We start from the raw sequence: 19,773 nt of genomic DNA, 5'->3' as shown, positions 1-19,773 counted from the left end.
CACTTGAATCATGTGTTTGATGGGGATTTTGGAGTTTCTGGTGAATAATTCAGGAAGCGTTCCTTTTTTCAAAGTCGTAACGGACTTATCGATAAATTTACCAGAATTAATCAAATTACCGTAAATATCAACGGATTTTAGAGTTATAAGTTCATACTTTCCAGTACTGACAACGTCTTTTTCGAAACTGCCACCATTTGAATATTTTGAAATATCTTTTAACTTACGCTGTTCCCAAGGGTCAGTAAAACCTCTAAACCGCCATTCCTGGTCAAAGATTTTTTGTAGGAAAAGTTTTTTAAGCGTTTTTAACTGATCAACCTTTTTCTGATTGGAAGCGATAGTGGCGTCTAAGATACCTAACATTTTTCCAATCTTTTGCTTTTCAATGCTTTGTGATGGAATAACAACTTTGATTCCTTTAATATTTGATGAACTAATTTCTTTGAAAGTAGATCCTGATGCCAATCTTAAAGCTGTCCCTTTTATTCTTTGTGCTAAATAATAGAAAAATTCAGTCTCTTCACTTTTAGGAATCCACGACTGAAATCCTTGGTTAGTGGTAACTTTGTTTTTTGTAATAGCAACATCTCCAATAGATGCTCGCGAAGTATATAAAATTGTATTCTTGGGCAAAATCTTCGCTGAACTATGTTGAAGCCCATCAATTGATATTCTCCTAACGGACTTAGAAACATACTTTGTTGTTCCTATTTCCGTTGGCGTAAACCATTCGATTTCTCCATCCCAGAATTGCGGGTTACTAGATTTAGGAGTTCCTCCACCGACTACATTCACTGCATCCCCTAACTTACGCTGTTCCCAATCGTCCGAAAATCCCTTAAACCGCACATTGGGCGTCATCTTCTCACTCATTGGCCAAACAGCTCCTTAATCTTCGTAAGCTGCTGTTGAGCGTCAGGATTTTGGCCTTCTAAGTCGTTCAACATCTTACTGAATTCCGCCATCGACTGGTTAAGTTCCTGGTCCGTTTGCTGAATATCGGCCACTAGCTTATCCACATCTACCGGTGGTTCTTCCTCAAACGTATCTACGTAGCGTGGAATGTTTAAGTTAAATTCGTTCTCGACAATTTCATCGTACTGCGCAACGTGCGCAAACTTATCAATATCTTGCCGGTCCGCATAGGTCTTAACAATCTTATCGACCTGTGCATCCGTTAAGTTATTTTGATTTTTACCTTTCTCAAATTCCTTCGACGCATCGATAAATAGAATGTCCTTCTTTGACCGATTCTTCTTAAACACTAAAATGGCCGTTGGAATCGATGTTCCGTAGAACAGGTTCGCCGGTAAGCCAATCACCGCGTCCAACACGTTATCTTGTTCAATCATGTATTGGCGAATCTTACCTTCCGCTGCGCCCCGGAATAGGACCCCGTGCGGTAAAACGACCGCCATGGTCCCGTCATTCGCCAGATGATACAACATGTGCTCTACAAAAGCGAAATCAGCCTTGGACTTCGGCGCCGTTTTACCATACTTTCGGAAGCGTTCGTCTTCTAGCTTTCCTTCCGGATCCCAGTGCGCCGAATACGGCGGATTAGCTACCACCGCATCAAAAACCATACTATCAAAGTGGTCATCCTCTAACGTATCACCATTGTAAACGTCAAAACGCGCATAATTTACGCCGTGCATTAACAAGTTCATTCTTGCCAGGTTATAGGTCGTCCCGTTAAGTTCCTGTCCATAGTATTCCCCAATCGGCACACTATCTCCCACACGTAACAGCAGAGAGCCTGAACCCATTGTGGGGTCATAAGCACTCTTCAGCCGATCATGGCCCAACGTCACAATTCCCGCTAAGATTTTCGATACTTGTTGGGGCGTATAGAACTCTCCCGCTTTTTTTCCGGCGGTTGCCGCGAATTGTCCAATCAGATACTCGTAGGCATCCCCTAACACGTCAATCTTCAAGTCGCTCACATCGAACGGAATATCTGCCAGATTCAGCATAACCTTCGCCATGAGTTCGCTACGTTGCGCCGTATCCTTACCCAAACGACTAGAATGCAAGTCCATATCGGCAAACAGTCCGCGGAAATCATCTTCGGAATCGCGACCAATCGTGGATTCTTGAACTTTATTCAAGGCGTTTTCCAACTTTTCAATGTCAAAGTCGCCAGCCTGGATATCCGTAATCAACGTACTGTAAAGGTATTGCGGTTCGATAAAGAACCCTAAGGTAGACAAAATTTCTTCTCGCAGTTCTGCCTGCATGTCTTCATCCGCGTAGGCCTGAGTAAACGTTAAATCATCGTTAGCGAGTAACTCCCCCGCGTAACTGTCCACTTTACCCGACAAAAAGCGGTAGAAAATTAAACCTAACATGTAATTTCGGTACTCGCTGGCGTCCATGTTTCCACGTAAATCGTTAGCAATCGCCCAGAGTCGCTTTTGCATGTCAGCCTGTTGCTGCGCCTGCGTAATGTGTGTATCTGCCATGTGTTTAAAAACTCCTATTCAACTAAATTAACGCAAATTTCTTCAATGCGTGTTTCACAAACGTGGTCACCTTTTTCTTTAAGGTGATCTTTTCACCAAATTTAAACCCAGCCTTGGTTAATTCGTGCGTTAGGCTACGTGAATCTGGTGTGCCATAAAATTCATAACTTTCCATCTGTTGTTCAACAACTTCCCGCGGTAATTTAACTTCTTCGGAGAAGGTACCAATTGCTTCCTGTTGTTTTTGAATCAGATATTTATTAAGTTCACTACCTACATTAGCACCCGGCTTTAACGTCGGCACTACTTCATCTAGGAAGGCCGCCAGTAAGTCGGCCTTGAGTTTCAAGGCTGGACTGTCCGCATTATCCAGTAGATGTTTAATCTTGCGCCGATCAGCCTGCATGTTTTCATCATCATCCAGACTAATGGTCTTGATCAAATTACTAATATACTGGACATCAATCACATCCGTCGCCAATAATTCGATTTCAAAGTCGATATCGTCTAAAATCGACCCGGTCTCTCCTTGCTCGGCGCCACGTTGTAATTCGTCATAGGCCGTCGCGTACTTGCTACGATAAGATTGTAAATCCTGGGGCGTCATATCCTTAACATCGTTCCAGTTAAAGGGCTCGTAGACCCGAATCTTATTATGCAGCCGTAAAACGTCACGAAAAGCCAGTACGAAGCTCTTTAATTCATCATTACCCTGGTTGTGTAAGTCATCCACCGCGCTTGGCGTCGGCGCTACAGCATGTAATTTTTCAATTGCATCATCGAAAGCCTGCTTAAGTTCGTCATAGCTTGGTACAAAGAATGCCTTCGATGACCCTTCGGAGAACAATTCAACCGCATCATCGGTATATTGCTTAATGTTTCGGTAGGCAATAATGTTTCCAAAAGGCTTTGTTTCCTTTTCGATACGATTAGTCCGTGAGAAGGCTTGAATCAGATTATGCCATTGTAATTTCTTATCGACGTACAGGGTTGATAAACGTGGTGAATCGAATCCCGTTAGAAACATATTTACCACAATTAAAATATCAATATTGTCGTCCGGCGTTTGGGCGTTATGGGCCTTCATCCGCTTAGACACGTCCGCAAAGTAATCCTTAAAATTTTCCGTATTAAAACTGGTTCCATATTGTTGATTATAGTCATCAATAGCAGCGTCTAAGCCGTGGCGTGACGTTTTGACCCGCATCTTCCCGGTTGTTTGATCCGCGTATTGCTTCTCGTCCGAATTATCTTCATTTGCCGTCCAGGTAAAAATCGTGGCGACCTTTAGTCGATGATTCGGGTCTAATTGCCGGAATAAATGGTAGTATTTTAACGCAACTTCCGTATCGCTAACCGCTAAGATGGCATTATAGCGCCGATTCTGGGTTACCTGATCGTGATTCAACAGAATATGTTGCACGATCATCTCCAACCGGGCATCGGCCTCCATCACCTCGCGTTTATCAATCCGCGCAAAGTACTCGTTCCCATCGGTAATTCCCGCTTTGGCCTTAAGCGTATTAATGTACTGGATGGAAAATCCTAAAACGTTATGATCCCGAATGGCATCCTTAATCAGATATTTATGGAGACATTTTCCATACAGCGTTTCCGTTGTCCGGCCGTCCACGCCCACGTTTTCGGGAAAAATTGGTGTCCCCGTAAACCCAAAATGTTGAGCGTTCTGGAACCAGCGGTCGATTTCTGTTCGCATTTTGCCGAACTGGCTGCGATGGGCCTCGTCCTCAATAAACACCACGTGTGCGTCATGGTACGGTGTCAAAACATCACGATATTTATTACCGGTGATAGCATTATTCATTTTCTGAATTGTGGTAATAATCAACGAGTTATCTTGACTCTTCAGTTGTTTAATGAGCGTATGTGTATTTTTAGTCCGGTCCAAAGCTGGTTCGTTGCCCACGCCCTTGGGTAGATAGGCATTAAAATTATCCGCCGTTTGTTTATCCAAATCCTGACGGTCAATTAAAAAAATCACCTTTTGGGCGTCTGTTCGTTGCGCAATTAACCGACTAGCCTTAAACGCCGTAATTGTTTTCCCGGATCCGGTCGTATGCCAAACGTAACCGTTGTCATGTGGATGATGTTCTGCTTGGTCAATAATCGCCTCAGCCGCGTAAATTTGATACGGCCGCATAATTAACATTTTCTGGTTGGCGTTATCAAAAATCGTATATTGTGCGATTAGACTATGTAGTCGTTTCTTAGCGAAGAATGACGCCGTAAACGCATCAATGTCGTTTAGCCAATGATTCTGCTGATCCGTCCAGTAAAACATAAAATTAGGATTTAATTTACCATCCCCATTAGCAAAATACCGCGTCTCATCCCCATTCGTCACCACAAACAATTGAACGAACCGAAATAGTTGGCGAAAGGATTCATCCCGATAACGAATAATCTGGTTAAACGCCTGCGTAAATTCCACCCCACGGCGCTTTAACTCAATCTGCACTAACGGAAGACCATTAATCAAAATCGTGACATCATACCGGTTGGTGTACTGAGCGTGCACAGTAATTTGATGAGCCACTTCAAAAATATTATTATCCACCGTCTTGCCATCAAAAAATTCCAGGTAAACTTCGGAATTATCGTCACGAGTGATGGTAATCTTTCCAGACGGTTGAACATCGGATCCCCGTAGCAGCTGACCGATATCGTAAAGCGTCCGCGAACCCACCATCTCATGCAAAACGCGTGTAAATTCTACATCACTAAGCGGCTGATTTTTCAGTCTTTGAGCATTTCGTTGATTTAGAATGTCCCGAAAATGAGCTAAAACCGCGGCTTCATCCGGCAACTGAACTGTCGAATAGCCTAGCGCATTTAACCGTTTCATAAACTGTACTTCCAGCGCCGCTTCTGACTGGTATTCACTAGCCATGAGGCACCCCACTTTTCATTAATTTATAGTTGGTTTCATTATACAGCTTTAACTGTGGGCGGTCTGCTCTTTCCGGTACAGACTTAGTTTTCTTCATGAATGCCGTTATAAAACGGAAGCAATTATTGCCTATACATTCCTTCATCATAATATTTATAAGTAGTTTAGCTTGCCATTGACTAGCATCATTCTATAATGGGGTCGTGAAACGTTGCATATAATAAACTATCCGTGATTGTGATTTTACCCTTTACAAGCCCCCGTCGTCACGCTTCCCCGGGCGGCCGCCACCAGTCAGGCTCCGGCCCCAGCGACGCCCACCCCAACTGCGCCCGCCAAGGCCAAGCTGGGCAACGCTAAAACTTGGATTCACGACGACACCCTGCGCGTTTGGTTGGAACGGGTCGCTCAGGAACAACTCCGACAGATTAAAGTTGGTGACGAAGGAGAAGAAGAACCCCTGTATCCGGATATCACGATTACGGACGACAACCTCGCGGACTACGTCGATAAGGTGCCCGCCCTCACCGACGCCAATACCCAGATTTTAACCCCCGATATCGCCATACCATCGGCCCCCATCCCGCCGGCAAATGACGGTCCCGATGATAATCAAGTCTGGCCCCACGTTGACTTTCCGGACTACCCCGAAGTGAAGCCGGGCTTCATCCACGATTTGACCGGGATCGAACAATTTAAAAATATCACCGAATTCACGCTTCAAGATCCCGACCGCGTCGACCTCACCCAGCTTAAACACCTGTCGCTGGCGTTTGCCCCCCACCTCCAGAAGGTCGTCATCCAGTACAGTCCCATGACGGACGACGGCGAACCCTTAGTGGGTCCGGAACTCGGCCTAAACGTCAACGCGCAAGCCTACATAGACCAGCTTCTTCCCCAAAACCCAGAACTGACGGGGTTATCCCTAAGCGGTCTAGGTCTGACGGGCGGCATGCCCCACTTTGACCAATATCCCAAATTAATGTACGCCAACCTGGTCAGCAATCATCTCAGCGGCCCCATCAACTTCTATCCGGGGTTCGTCCGGGATCAGGCGGACGTCACCGACGTGCATAACATCACTTGGGCTCACAGATTAGCCGTCACGAACAACGATTTTACCGGCTACTTACCGGGTGGCGACCTCAAAGGCCAATTCGACTATGCCCAAAACCACATTCTAACGGCCCTCAAAGACGCCGGCATCGATGACGATCAGTCCTTTGATATCGGGACGCTCACCACGACGGCCACCCAGCCCGCACTAAACCTCACGCAGCTGATCACGCACAACTTCACCGGTAAGCTCAGAGACCATTCGGCGGGCACGGTGGGCGACGCCCAAACCTTGGCCTTAGCCCCCGCCGCGGGTTTCCCGTTAACAATTTATCGGTTATCCGGTACTAGACCGAACGACGATATGGACGATGACGCCACGGACGACTTTAAAGTGACCCAGACGAACGGCGAATACATCGTGACGGCGACGCCCACCACGCCCAACGGGACCTACTGGTTTTCCGCCATCCCCAACGGCGATCCGTGGTCCGGGTCCAGCTACTCGGCCGATTTTGTGTTTCATTTGAATAATCAATTGATTCCGCCAAAACCGGAGCCGGAACCTAAGCCAACCCCGGAACCAGAACCTAACCCGCAGCCAAAACCTAACCCACAGCCAGAACCGAACCCGCAACCAGAACCAAATCCGCAGCCAGAGCCAAATCCGCAACCAGAACCTAACCCGCAACCAGAACCTAACCCGCAGCCAAAACCGAATCCGCAACCAGAACCTAACCCGCAACCAGAACCTAACCCGCAGCCAAAGCCGAATCCGCAACCAGAACCGGACCCACAACCAGAGCCAAATCCACAACCAAAGCCGAACCCGCAACCAGAACCAAATCCGCAACCAGAGCCAAATCCGCAACCAGAGCCGAATCCGCAGCCGGAGCCGAATCCGCAGCCGGAGCCGAATCCGCAGCCGGAGCCGAATCCGCAGCCAGAGCCAAATCCGCAGCCGGAGCCGAATCCGCAACCAAAACCGAACCCGCAACCGGAGCCAAATCCGCATCCAAAGCCCAACCCGCAACCAGAACCGAACCCGCAACCAGAGCCCAACCCGCAACCAGAGCCAAATCCGCAGCCGGAGCCAAATCCGCAACCAAAGCCCAACACGCAGCCAGAGCCGAACCCGCAGCCAAAACCGAACCCGCAGCCAGAACCGAACCCGCAGCCAGAACCGAACCCGCAGCCAGAACCGAACCCGCAGCCAAAACCAAATCCGCAACAAAAACCGACCCCACAACCAGAACCTAACCCGCAACCCGCGCCCCAAGTCACCCCAACGCCAACCGTTACGGCAACGCCGACTTCCCATCCCCTGACCGGGAACGCTAACGCGAAGATTACGCATCCCGTTAAGTCCACGACTCCCGTTACGTCACCAACGTCGACTGCTATCATCCACGCCACACAAACGGCAAAGGGGACGGTGCCACGCTTTCCGGCACCTACCACGGTCAAGCACCCTACGACCCACCGCACACCAGCGGCCTTACCAGCAACCGCTCGGCAACTCCCCCAGACTCACGAACGACTAGCCCGGTTCACCCAACTGCTCGGCGGGAGCCTACTTCTAGCAACCCTAGTGGCTTACTACCGAAAACGCCAATAACGCACCCGCTGCCGTAATCATTAAAGGCCCCCAAACCAATCGGCTGGGGGCCTTTAGCTATGTTTGATCATGTTTACCCATCTCACGCAACATCGCCAGAGTTTCTGGCGTCGCCGCATCCTGGCTCTGCACCAGCTGGGCCAACAACCGGTTATACTCGTCGTCTAGCTGCGCCAATTCGCGCTTCGTCGCCTGAATCTCCCGCAACGTCGCCGGCACGTCTACTGCCGGTTGCCGATTCGCCGGCGCCACGTACCGCGCCACACTGAGGTCAAACGCGTTCTTGCGGAGTTCCGCCAGGGTCGCCAAGTGCGCCAGGTGGGGTTCCTCCTGCCGTTGGTGGTACCGGTCCAAGATGGCCGTGACCGCCGTTGCCGCCAGGTCGGGTTTCCCGTCTTGTTTCGTGCCGAACCCGGTCGCATCCAGTAACCACACGTCCCGGGTCGTCCGACCGCGCCGAAAAACGACCACCGCGCTGGCCGCCAACTGGGCAATTTTAGCGGGAAGACTAATCACCGCGTCCAACAAGTTGTCCCGTTCGACGATTTGCTGGCGAATCACGCCCTCGGCCTCCTGTCGGAACAGGCTGCCCACCGGCAGAACCACTGCCAGACACCCCTGATCCGTCAAATGGGCCAGCATGTGTTCGACGAACGCCCAATCGGCCTTGGATTTGGGCGCAAACTGTTCGTAGGCTGTAAACCGCGGGTCATTCGCTAGGTAGTGCGGGTCCCAGTGGGCCGCGACCGGGGGGGTGGCCACGATGGCCGCAAATTTCCGACCGGCCAACTGGTCCGCCGTTAAGACGTCCCCCACGGCCACCTGACCATCCCGGTAGGACACCCCGTGAACCAAAAGGTTAAGCTGCCCCAAGCTCGCCGTCCGAGGCATCAACTCCTGCCCGTAATACGCGGTAACCTCCAAGCGTTGCCCCGCCAGAATCAGCGACGACCCCGTGCCCATGGTCGGGTCGTACACCGCCGTCACCGCTTGGCCCTGGTCGACCAGGCCCGCCTGCAGGGTCGAGACCGACCGGGGGGTGTAAAAGCTCCCCGCGGGCAGACGCACCTGGGCCGCCGCACACTGTAACAGGTCCTCGTACACGGCCCCCCAGTCGTCGACCGGTAACTGATAAACTCGTAGGAACAACCGGCTGACGTTTTCAATTCGCTGTTCCGCCGTCCCCCCGAACTGCAAGCTGTCTAAGTCCACGCCGTCGAACAAATGCACGAAGGTCGGGCGCGACGTGGGCGTGGTCGAAGCGGCAATCTGGTCCATGGCCTGTTGTAAGGCCCCCGTCAGCCGCATGCTTAAATCGTGGCCATGCAGGTGGTGCATCGCCGCCAAGAACTGCTCCGGCCAGAGTTGGGGTTCCAGGTAAAAGCCTAATTCTTCCTGGAGGGCCGTTTGAAGGCGTTGCCGGTGCGTGGCGTCCTGCCAGACCACTTCCGGTCGTTGGGTCCCTAAGCGTTGGCGGACCACCGTTTCAACCCGCATCGCCAGGTACCGGTAGCCGAAGAAGCTCAGTGCCGCCTGCCAATAGACCCGTTCGCCCCCCTTGGGCACCCCCTTGAAGGTTGCCAGTAGTTTTTTAAATGCCGTTGTTCGTCTTTGCGTCATTTCTCAGGCCTCCTCGCGTTGTCTTATAAAATTCATTATAGCCGCAGACAGAAAGCGCCGCCATCCCGAAAGGCAACGAGATGGCGGCGTTCAGTAAACTATTCTAGGCCTAAGCGTTTAAAAATCACGTCCACCCGGCGCAGATGGTAGTGGTAATCGAAGGCGTCTTCAATCTGATCTGGCGTGAGCCGGTCGCGAATCCCCGCGCTGGCTTCCACCAACGGCCGGAACTGGGTTTGTTCGTCCCAGGCCTTAGCGGTCAACGGTTGGACCAGGTCGTAGGCGTCCTCACGACTCATCCCGGCCTCAATCAACTTCAGTAACAGGCGTTGGCTGTAAATCAAGCCGTAGGTCCGGTTCATGTTGGCCAGCATGGTCTTGGGGAACACGTCCAGGTTGGTCAAGATTCGGTTGAAACGGTGCAGCATGTAGTCCAGTAGCGTGGTGGTCTCCGGCAAGATAATCCGTTCGGCCGACGAATGCGAGATGTCGCGTTCGTGCCACAGGCTGACGTTTTCGTAGGCCGTAATGACGTTGCCCCGCAGGACCCGCGCCAAACCGGTCACGTTTTCCGACCCGATGGGGTTACGCTTATGCGGCATGGCCGACGACCCCTTCTGGCCGGGATTGAAGTGTTCCTCGACTTCGTGGATCTCCGAGCGTTGGAGACTCCGGATTTCCGTGGCAAATTCTTCAATACTGGTCCCAATCAACGCCAACGTGGCAATGTAGTCGGCGTGCAGGTCGCGGGGGAGCACCTGACTGGCGATGGGCTGCGCGGTAATGCCCAGCCGGTCGCAAACGTAGGCTTCCACCTCGGGCGGCACGTTGGCAAACGTCCCCACGGCGCCACTGATCTTACCGGTCTCAACGCCCTTAGCGGCCCGGTCGAAGCGGTCCAAGTTCCGTTGCATTTCCGCGTACCAGCGGGCAATTTTCAACCCAAAGGTGGTCGGTTCGGCTTGCACCCCGTGAGTCCGGCCGATCATCACCGTATCCTTATACTTCAGCGACATGGTCTTTAACGTGGCAATCAGCGTCACGATGCCCTGCCGCAGTTGGGTGTTAGCCTGCTTCAAGCGGTACCCCTGCGCGGTGTCGACCACGTCGGTACTAGTGACACCAAAGTGGATCCACTTACGTTCGGCACCCAATGATTCGGACACGGCGCGGGTAAAGGCGACCACGTCATGGTGGGTCACGGCTTCAATCTCGGCGATGCGGTCCACGTCGAAGGTGGCGTTGGCGCGAATCTTCTCGGCATCGGCCACCGGGACCTCGCCTAACTTGGCCCAGGCCTCGTCAATCGCGATTTCTACGGCTAACCAGGACGCATACTGGTTCTGTAACGACCAAATCTTGCCCATCTCGGGACGCGTATAACGTGATAACATGGGGGGTTCCTCCTTAAATTTACGGTAAAACACGAACGTTTTAATAATTATTCGGTAAATCTCCGTCTGCTATTATAGCATAGATTATCCTAAAACTGGGTATTTTTGCCGATAAACTAGTCTTAGCTTTTAGTGATGTCCCGCAATAAATAGAATGATAATAGAAAATAATTTATAATCGTTCGCTTTCGGCTTGCTTTTTAATTCCGAACATGGTAAATTAATTCTTGCTGGGTCGTTCGGCTTAGCAAAAATAAAACGATGAGGTGTTGTTATGTCATCAACAGTAGTAGTTGGTAGTCAATGGGGCGATGAAGGAAAGGGCAAAATCACTGATTTTCTGAGTGAAAAAGCGGACGTTATCGCGCGCTACCAAGGGGGCGACAACGCCGGTCACACCATCGTCTTCAACGGCCAAACGTTCAAATTACGCTTGATTCCGTCCGGGATTTTCTACGCGGATAAGACCAGTGTGATTGGTAACGGTGTGGTCCTGAACCCGAAGTCCTTAGTTGAAGAACTGCAGTACCTCAACGACAACGGCGTCGCCACGGACAATCTCCGGATTTCCGACCGGGCCCACGTCATCTTGCCGTACCACATTCTCTTGGACAAGTGCCAAGAAAAGACCAAGACCAACAAGATTGGGACCACCAACAAGGGAATCGGCCCGGCTTACATGGATAAAGCCGAACGGGTCGGTATCCGGGTGGCCGATTTGCTTGACCACGACATCTTTGCCGCGAAGCTCAAGCAAAACTTGGCCGAAAAAAATGAGTTGTTCGTCAAACTCTACGACGAACAACCCCTCAATTTTGACGATATTTTCGAAACCTACTATCAATATGGGCAGCAATTGAAGGCCCACGTCACCGACACCTCCGTGGTGATCAACGATGCCATCGACGCCGGCAAGAACGTGCTGTTCGAAGGCGCTCAAGGGGTCATGCTCGACATCGACCACGGGACTTATCCGTTCGTCACTTCCTCAAACCCTGTCGCTGGGGGCGTGACCATCGGCTCCGGGGTCGGCCCGACTAAGATCAACCAAGTCGTCGGCGTCTGCAAGGCCTACACGTCCCGGGTCGGTGATGGGCCATTCCCAACCGAACTTCACGACGAGATTGGCGACACCATCCGGGAGACCGGCCACGAATACGGCACGGTTACTAAGCGGCCTCGCCGGATCGGCTGGTTCGACAGCGTGGTACTCCGGCACGCCAAGCGCGTTTCCGGCTTGACCCACCTGTCCTTGAACTGTTTAGACGTCCTGACCGGCCTGAAGACCGTCAAGATCTGCAAGGCCTACGAACTTAACGGCGAAACGATTTACCACTACCCCGCTAGCTTGAAGGACCTCTCGGCTTGCCAACCGGTCTACGAAGAATTACCGGGTTGGACCGAAGACATCACCGGTTGCCGGTCATTGGCGGAATTACCCGAAAACGCCCGCAACTACGTCAAGCGGCTTGAAGAACTCGTCGGCGTCCCCGTGGCTACCTTATCCGTGGGCCCCGACCGTGAACAAACCAACATTTTACAGTCCATCTGGGACTAATCCATTAATTAGGAGTTGACCAGCGATGCATCCATCCGAAGTATTTGATTACGAAGACATCCAACTGATTCCCAACAAGTGTATCCTCGACAGCCGGTCCGACGCCGACACCACGATTACCTTTGGCGGCCGCAAGTTTAGAATTCCCGTGGTTCCCGCCAACATGGAAACCGTCATCAACGAAGAACTGGCCACCTGGCTGGCGCAAAACGACTACTTCTACGTGATGCATCGCTTCCAACCCCAGGAACGGCGCGGTTTCATCGAACGCATGCACGCTAAGCACCTGTTCGCCTCGATCAGTGTCGGCGTCAAGCCCGACGAGCACGCCTTCATCGACGAACTCGCGGCGGCCGACCTGGTCCCCGAATACATTACCATCGACATCGCCCACGGGCACGCCGATTCCGTGATTCGGATGATCAAGAAGATCAAGGCCACCCTGCCCGCCAGTTTCGTGATTGCCGGTAATGTCGGAACGCCCGAAGCTGTCCGGGAATTGGAAAACGCGGGCGCCGACGCCACCAAGGTCGGTATCGGCCCCGGTAAGGCCTGCATCACCAAGCTGAAGACCGGTTTTGGGACCGGGGGCTGGCAGCTCGCCGCCCTCCGGCTCTGCGCTAAGGCGGCCCGGAAACCAATTATCGCCGACGGGGGGATTCGCTACGACGGCGACATCGCCAAGTCTGTGCGTTTTGGCGCCAGCATGGTAATGATTGGGTCCATGTTAGCCGGCCACGAACAATCGCCGGGGAGTAAGTTGACCATCGACGGTCGCGTTTACAAGCAATACTGGGGCTCCGCGTCCGAGAAGCAGAAGGGCGCCTACCGCAACGTGGAAGGCAAGCAGATGCTGGTGCCTTACCGTGGCGACATCGCCGACACCTTACAGGAAATCCACCAAGACTTACAGTCCTCGATTTCTTACGCCGGTGGCCGCAACCTGCTGGACATTCGCACCGTCGACTACGTGATCGTCAAGAACTCCATCACCAACGGCGACCACTATTAAATCCGAAATGAGACGAAACGACCGATTCCCGTGTGGGCGAATCGGTCGTTTTTTGTTGTCCAGCTAGCTCACTGTTCGTCCTTACCCCGGCCATTTTGAAAGGCTTCCCAGCCCTCGCTGGCGATGAAGTAGACCAGGACCAATGCGGCCACGGAATCGGCCCACCACCAGCCAAAGGCGGCGGTCAAGATTGCCCCCACCAAGACCGTGCCGGCCATGTAAGCGCAGGTGATATTGCACATGCCGTCCTCAATCAACGCCGGCGAGTCAATCTGGTGGCCGATTTTACGTTTACCCACGGTCAACAGTGGCATTAGGATCACTGAGGCCACGGCAATCGCGATCCCCGACCAACTGGTATCCGCCAACTGGTGCGTGGCCAGGTTGTACACCGACACCCCGATGACGTAGAGTGAAAGCAACAGCAGGACCGTCCCCACGATTAACGACGACCGCTGCTCGGCCCGCGCGATTTCCGCATCGCTAGCCGTGCCCGTCACCGACTTGCGGAGCCGCCAGATCAAGGTGCTGCCCGAGATGATTTCCAAAAAGCTGTCCAACCCGAAGGCAATCAGCAGGATGGAACCCGCCTTGACCCCCGAAGTAAACCCGACCAGAAACTCAAAGGTCATCCAGGCCGTTGAGAAATATTCGAGGTGTAACCCCCGGCGAAACGCCTGTTGCTTGGTTGATGTCATGTTTTTTATCCCCTTTTAACTAAGTTTGTCTAAAAAGTGGCGGCCTAAGCCATGTTCGAATTGAACATGACTTAGACCGCCACAAGTGATGCTAATTTAATTTTAACAGCTAATTACCGGATGACCAAGACCGAAATCGGTGAGTACTTCGCCATGTAAGCGGCTTGACTCCCGAAGTGGCGCCGAACACCCTTCTTAGCTTCCGAGCCAATGATTAACAAATCTGGTTGAACGTGCGGGATCACATCTTTAACGATGGTTTCTCCCGGTTCCCCGTCCGCGACCAACGCGTGAACTTTCGTGAGGCCGGCTTCCTTAGCCTGACGTTGATAGTCCTGAATGTGTTGTTCCAGCGCCTGACGCTCCCCGTGCACGAAGTCTTTGCTCAAGGCTTCGTAGACACTCATGTCGTCGCTTTCCAACACGGACACAATGTACAATTCCGCATCGTCACGCTTCGCCTGATGCAACGCATACTCAAATGCTAACAGCGCATCGGCCGAATCGTCAACCCCGACTAAAATACGGTTAAATTTCGTTGCCATTCCTATCGCCCCTTATGCTTCTTGGTTTTCAACACCATCAACCTTGGCAGCTTCCACGGCGGACTCAACCCCTTCAGACTTCAAGTGGTTAGCTAACCGCTTGTTGCCTTGGTGCAGTTCCACGATGGTCCAAACCAAGAGCGCTAAGATTGCGGCAATTAACAGATAAGCAATTAGATTGGCGGTATTGGTTTGAGCGGCCGTTGGGTTGTCCCCGAAGAAGGCGGCGATTTGATCTGGCAAGCCCTTCATGTTCAAGACGGTCAGTCCCACAACGGAGACCCACCCGAGAATCTTGACCCACATGGCGTTCTTAAACTTCCCCATTTCTAGTTTACTGTCGGTCATCATCAACAACGGCAGCATCGAGAATGGCAAGGCAAACGCCAGGAAGACTTGTGAGTTATTCATTAGGTCATTTAACGCGGTATGCTCGGCGATGGCGCTCTTCCCACTGGTCATCATGACACAGATCAGCACGGGAATCACGGAAATCAACCGGGTAACTAAACGCCGTAACCAAAGTGGCATCCGCATGTGGACGAACCCTTCCATGATGACCTGACCGGTTAAGGTCCCGGTAATCGTGGAGTTTTGCCCGGAGGCTAACAGCGCTACGGCGAACAAGGTCGATAAGATCCCGGTCTTGGCGACCCCGGCTAAGACCCCGTTACTCATGGTCGACGTATCGGACAAGGCTTGGAACAGGCCGAAGAACGATGGATCCTTGACGGAACCGGACTTGAAGACGGCAACCCCCATGATTAACAGTAACGCGTTGACGAAGAAGGCCAACGTCAGCTGAATGTTGGAGTCCCAGCTGGCAAAACGCACAGTCCGGGCGATGTCGGCTTCATCGTTGTGATCGATTTCCCGCGTTTGGGAAATGGCCGAGTGCAGGTACAAGTTATGCGGCATCACGGTCGCCCCGATGATTCCTAAGGCTCCTTGTAACGGATTGTTCCCGCCAATCACTGGCTTTTCCGCGAAAGTAGCACCGGTGGGCACTAAGCCCGCAAAGACGCCGCCCCAGTTAGGGTTGGACAAGGCCACTTGGTAGGCGAAGACCACCAGGATGACCAGAATCAGACAAACCACGATGGCTTCGATTTTCCGGAAGCCAATCTTGGTCAGCAGCAGTAAGAGCAAAACGTCAAAGACAGTAATGAACACGGAAATAACTAAGGGAATATTGAATAATAGATATAACGCGATCGCCGCCCCGATAACTTCGGCGATATCCGTGGCCATAATGGCTAATTCCGTCATGATCCAGAGCACGATACCCAACGCTTTACTGGTGCGCGCCCGAATGGCCTGGGCCAAATCCATCTGACTCACGATCCCAAGTTTGGCCGCCATGTATTGTAGTAACATCGCAACTAAACTTGAAATCAAGATAACAGACATCAATAAGTACTGGAAGTTTTGCCCCCCGGTGATCGACGTGGACCAGTTCCCGGGATCCATGTACCCCACGGCAACCAGGGCACCCGGACCAGAATACATAAACAGCGCCTTACCAAAGCTAATGTTACGTGGCACTTTCACGGTACCGTTGATTTCTTCCAACGACCGACCGTTGGCGTATTGAATCAACTTGTGTTTCTTCACAGCGTTATCCGACACGACAAAAAACCCTCTCTCTTTACAACTTAACAACAGCCCCATTGTACATTAAATCTAAACTCGTGCAAAGACTTTTTTAGTTGACCCTAAACTTAGTTTGCGTTGAATAAGATTATTTTTTAAACTATTTATTTTTACTTGAAAGCGGAACCAACGTGGCCATTTCGGCGTAGACTCCTCGCCGCTAAACCGGCCTTTCTGCCGGAAATCCCCACGAAAATTCGGTCGATATTTTTTTGATAATACCAACTCATTTTTAAGGGACCCTAAACTTCCTACTTATTGTTCCATAACAAAAAGTGTGACCGCTGACGTTTTCCGTCAACGGTCACACTCCTAGATGGTGACACCGGTCAAAATGGCCGCCCCCAGATATCGGGGGCTGGTTACCTTAATCTTCCTCGTGGTTCTCCACGCCTTCGGTCATCGCCGCTTCTACGGCGGACGGTTGCCCTTCCGCCTTCAGATGGGCGGCTAACTGCTTATTGCCGTGGTGCAACTCAACGATCGTCCAGAGCAGTAAGGCCAGAATCACGACAATCAGGAAGTCAGCGATGCCGTGCGCCAATGCCGTTTGGGCCGCCGTCGGGTTGTCCCCGAAGAAGCCGGTGATTTGGTCGGGTAAGCCCTGCATGTTCAGCACGGTCAACCCAATCACGGACAACCAGCCTAACGCCTTGACCCATAAGGAATTCTTGAACTTTCCCATTTCCAACTTACTGTCGGTCATCATCAATAACGGCAGCATCGAGAATGGCAAGGCAAAGGCCAGAAAGACTTGCGAATTGTTCATCAAATCGTTTAAGGCCACGTGTTCGTCAATGGCACTCTTGCCGCTAGTCATGGACACGCAGATCAGTACGGGAATCACGGAAATGACCCGGGTAACTAAGCGCCGCAACCACAGCGGCATCCGCATGTGGACGAAGCCTTCCATGATGACCTGCCCGGTCAAGGTCCCGGTAATCGTGGAGTTTTGCCCAGAGGCCAACAAAGCGACGGCGAACAAGGTGGATAAAATCCCGGTCTTGGCGACCGAGGCCAACACGCCGTTACTCATGGTCGCCGTATCGGACAGCGCTTGAAACAGCCCGAAGAACGACGGATCCTTGACGGCGCCGGACTTGAAGACGGCGACCCCCATGATCAACAGCAGCGCGTTAACGAAGAAGGCCAGCGTCAGTTGGATGTTGGAATCCCAGCTGGCAAAGCGGACCGTCCGCGCAATGTCCTTTTCAGAATTGTGGTCGATCTTCCGGGTTTGCGAAATGGCGGAGTGCAGGTACAAGTTGTGCGGCATGACGGTCGCCCCAATGATGCCCAGCGCCCCCTGTAGCGGGTTGGACCCGCCCACGGTCGGACTGGCCGCAAACGTCTTGCCGGTCGGAATCAGGCCGGCGAAAACGCCACCCCAGTTAGGATTAGACAAGGCGACTTGGTAGGCGAAGACCACCAGAATCACCATAATCAGGCAGACCACAATCGCTTCGATCTTCCGAAAACCAATCTTGGTCAATAAGAGCAAAAGCAACACATCAAAAACGGTAATGAACACCGCGATGATCAACGGAATATGGAACAGCAGGTATAACGCAATCGCCGCCCCGATAACTTCGGCGATATCGGTCGCCATGATGGCGAATTCGGTCATGATCCATAAGACAATGCCCAGGGCTTTACTGGTTCGCGCCCGAATGGCTTGGGCCAAGTCCATTTGACTCACGATTCCAAGTTTGGCTGCCATGTACTGCAACAGCATCGCGACTAAACTTGAAATCAAGATGACAGACATTAACAGGTACTGGAAGTTTTGCCCCCCGGTAATCGACGTCGACCAGTTGCCGGGATCCATGTACCCCACGGCAACTAAGGCCCCGGGCCCCGAATACATGAACAAGGCCTTCATAAAACTAATATTGTGCGGCACATCCACGGTGCCGTTGATTTCCTCTAGTGATCGTCCGTTGGCGTATTGGATCAGCTTACGCTTCTTGGTCGTCGTTTCCGCCATGAAAAAAACTTCCTTTCAACGGATGGGTGATCAGTGGTTCAATCCGGGCGCCACATTGTCCGGGTCCATTGCGCCGTCACGCGCACCCAACTTCGGCTTTCTGTAGTTACTTCGCTCCTTTCTTAATCGCCCAAAGTGTAGCAAAAAAGGCCCATCCCGGGTCTATAAAACGTCCTTAAAGGTGGTCGCTTGTATGCCATACTTTACGAACCCCGGTTGTTCAATTACGCCCCCACATCACCTCCTCCCGCCAAAATTAACTGGTGACCGTCCCGAACTCGCGGTACACTAGGGAACATAATCTCAGTACTTTAGTTGAAGAAAGAAGCGATTTTTTGCAAATCAGTCAAGCTACTGCGGCGGACCTTCCCGCCATCCTCACCATTGAAAACGCCGGGTTCACCCCCGCCGAGGCCGGCAGTCCGGCCGCCTACGCCGCGCGGCTGAAGGCCTTCCCCGAAACCTTTCTGGTGGCCAAAGACGGCGACCAGGTACTGGGCTTCATTTGCGGCCCCATCGTCGACCAACCGTTAGTCGAAGACTGGATGTACGACGACGCGCCGACCAACCGGCCCACCGGCGGTCACCAGATGATTCTGACCGTGGCGGTCTCACCGGCGGCCCAGGGGCGCGGGATCGGCAGTCAATTGTTGACCGCCCTGGCCCGGGTCGCGCAAGCCCACCACTGCGACACCATCGCCTTGACCTGCCTGGCCGACCGGATCCCCTTCTACCAGAAGAACGGGTACGTCAAGGTCGGCGTGTCGAGTTCCACTCACGCCGGGGAAACCTGGTACGACCTGGTGAAGACGCTCAACTAGAACGTTTTGCCGTTGATCATGTGAGCTTTCCACGATTTCTGATGTCGAGATAATCGTCCGGTAACTTCAAAAGGGCAACGTCGTCATGAAAGATTTCATGATAACGTTGCCCTTTTAACTTCAGAATAATGCGCTATCAGTCATTTTTCCGCTGGAGACGCTGGTAAGCAACGTTCATGGATGATTGCCCCAGGGTTATGGCCATCTAACAACTGGTCTAATTCTAACAAGCTTTGTTCTAGGGTGGTTTGTGCCATATTCATCAACCTTTCTTTACACGGTGAATAGTCCGTTTCGATATCGTTTTTGTATCCGCTATATTTTCTTTTACTACTTTTATTAAACGCCAACGAGTAAAAACTTCATCTTCTATAAATAAACTATTTCACCATCCATGTCCAGCTATTCGACCACGTAACCAAAACGATGCTC

General features: G+C 51.9%; 13 protein-coding genes. 4 read left to right on the top strand and 9 right to left on the bottom strand.

What is annotated here, in order from left to right; all coding sequences use genetic code 11:
* The 3 genes from FD38_RS06550 to FD38_RS06540 all read right to left on the bottom strand — a co-directional run.
* Positions 1 to 876 (bottom strand): restriction endonuclease subunit S (locus tag FD38_RS06550; protein ID WP_057732508.1); only part of this gene is annotated, 876 nt, incomplete at its 3' end.
* Positions 873 to 2,468 carry a type I restriction-modification system subunit M gene (locus tag FD38_RS06545; RefSeq protein ID WP_057732506.1) on the bottom strand — a complete coding sequence of 532 codons (1,596 nt, stop codon included), beginning with the start codon at positions 2,466 to 2,468 and terminating at the stop codon, positions 873 to 875. The genes FD38_RS06550 and FD38_RS06545, both read right to left, overlap by 4 nt.
* A 22-nt stretch (positions 2,469 to 2,490) precedes the next feature.
* Positions 2,491 to 5,379: a type I restriction endonuclease subunit R gene (locus FD38_RS06540; protein ID WP_057732505.1), complete on the bottom strand. Its 2,889-nt coding sequence runs from the start codon at positions 5,377 to 5,379 to the stop codon at positions 2,491 to 2,493.
* 394 nt (positions 5,380 to 5,773) lie between these two features.
* Between FD38_RS06540 and FD38_RS12775 the strand changes: the two genes are divergently transcribed.
* Complete coding sequence (locus FD38_RS12775) at positions 5,774 to 8,053, top strand: hypothetical protein (RefSeq protein ID WP_057732503.1); 2,280 nt, start codon at positions 5,774 to 5,776, stop codon at positions 8,051 to 8,053.
* A gap of 57 nt (positions 8,054 to 8,110) precedes the next feature.
* Here the strand turns inward: FD38_RS12775 and FD38_RS06530 are convergent, their stop codons facing one another.
* Complete coding sequence (locus FD38_RS06530) at positions 8,111 to 9,673, bottom strand: N-6 DNA methylase (protein ID WP_057732500.1); 1,563 nt, start codon at positions 9,671 to 9,673, stop codon at positions 8,111 to 8,113.
* Between the two features lie 98 nt (positions 9,674 to 9,771).
* Complete coding sequence (gene purB / locus FD38_RS06525; RefSeq protein WP_057732498.1) at positions 9,772 to 11,067, bottom strand: adenylosuccinate lyase; 1,296 nt, start codon at positions 11,065 to 11,067, stop codon at positions 9,772 to 9,774.
* A gap of 274 nt (positions 11,068 to 11,341) precedes the next feature.
* On the opposite strand from purB, the gene FD38_RS06520 reads away from it, so the two are divergent.
* Both FD38_RS06520 and FD38_RS06515 read left to right on the top strand, forming a co-directional pair.
* Positions 11,342 to 12,625, top strand: coding sequence for an adenylosuccinate synthase (locus FD38_RS06520; protein WP_057732496.1), 1,284 nt, complete (start codon positions 11,342 to 11,344; stop codon positions 12,623 to 12,625).
* Between the two features lie 25 nt (positions 12,626 to 12,650).
* Entirely contained in the window at positions 12,651 to 13,637 is a 987-nt protein-coding gene (locus FD38_RS06515) for a GMP reductase (RefSeq protein ID WP_057732493.1), read from the top strand.
* Positions 13,638 to 13,705: 68 nt separating this feature from the next.
* Here FD38_RS06515 and FD38_RS06510 read toward each other — a convergent pair whose 3' ends face one another.
* The 4 genes from FD38_RS06510 to FD38_RS06495 form a co-directional block, all read right to left on the bottom strand.
* Positions 13,706 to 14,335 (bottom strand): cation diffusion facilitator family transporter, encoded by a 630-nt coding sequence (locus FD38_RS06510; protein WP_083485296.1) that lies wholly within the window; start codon positions 14,333 to 14,335, stop codon positions 13,706 to 13,708.
* Between the two features lie 113 nt (positions 14,336 to 14,448).
* Positions 14,449 to 14,880: a universal stress protein gene (locus tag FD38_RS06505; protein WP_057732489.1), complete on the bottom strand. Its 432-nt coding sequence runs from the start codon at positions 14,878 to 14,880 to the stop codon at positions 14,449 to 14,451.
* A gap of 12 nt (positions 14,881 to 14,892) precedes the next feature.
* Complete coding sequence (locus tag FD38_RS06500) at positions 14,893 to 16,509, bottom strand: Nramp family divalent metal transporter (RefSeq protein WP_057732486.1); 1,617 nt, start codon at positions 16,507 to 16,509, stop codon at positions 14,893 to 14,895.
* Positions 16,510 to 16,900: 391 nt separating this feature from the next.
* Positions 16,901 to 18,520 carry an Nramp family divalent metal transporter gene (locus FD38_RS06495; RefSeq protein ID WP_057732484.1) on the bottom strand — a complete coding sequence of 540 codons (1,620 nt, stop codon included), beginning with the start codon at positions 18,518 to 18,520 and terminating at the stop codon, positions 16,901 to 16,903.
* A gap of 335 nt (positions 18,521 to 18,855) precedes the next feature.
* Between FD38_RS06495 and FD38_RS06490 the strand changes: the two genes are divergently transcribed.
* Positions 18,856 to 19,341, top strand: a complete 486-nt coding sequence (locus tag FD38_RS06490) for a GNAT family N-acetyltransferase (RefSeq protein WP_057732482.1) — start codon at positions 18,856 to 18,858, stop codon at positions 19,339 to 19,341.
* Positions 19,342 to 19,773: the final 432 nt, after the last annotated feature.

The sequence above is a fragment of the Levilactobacillus zymae DSM 19395 genome (assembly GCF_001434115.1).
Classification (GTDB): domain Bacteria; phylum Bacillota; class Bacilli; order Lactobacillales; family Lactobacillaceae; genus Levilactobacillus; species Levilactobacillus zymae.
This window is presented reverse-complemented; position numbering and strand designations above follow the sequence as displayed.

Coding starts and splice junctions, on each gene's coding strand:
- FD38_RS06545 (WP_057732506.1), bottom strand. CDS start 2,468: ATGGCAGATACACACATTACGCAGGCGCAGCAACAGGCTGACATGCAA.
- FD38_RS06540 (WP_057732505.1), bottom strand. CDS start 5,379: ATGGCTAGTGAATACCAGTCAGAAGCGGCGCTGGAAGTACAGTTTATG.
- FD38_RS06530 (WP_057732500.1), bottom strand. CDS start 9,673: ATGACGCAAAGACGAACAACGGCATTTAAAAAACTACTGGCAACCTTC.
- purB (WP_057732498.1), bottom strand. CDS start 11,067: ATGTTATCACGTTATACGCGTCCCGAGATGGGCAAGATTTGGTCGTTA.
- FD38_RS06520 (WP_057732496.1), top strand. CDS start 11,342: ATGTCATCAACAGTAGTAGTTGGTAGTCAATGGGGCGATGAAGGAAAG.
- FD38_RS06515 (WP_057732493.1), top strand. CDS start 12,651: ATGCATCCATCCGAAGTATTTGATTACGAAGACATCCAACTGATTCCC.
- FD38_RS06510 (WP_083485296.1), bottom strand. CDS start 14,335: ATGACATCAACCAAGCAACAGGCGTTTCGCCGGGGGTTACACCTCGAA.
- FD38_RS06505 (WP_057732489.1), bottom strand. CDS start 14,880: ATGGCAACGAAATTTAACCGTATTTTAGTCGGGGTTGACGATTCGGCC.
- FD38_RS06495 (WP_057732484.1), bottom strand. CDS start 18,520: ATGGCGGAAACGACGACCAAGAAGCGTAAGCTGATCCAATACGCCAAC.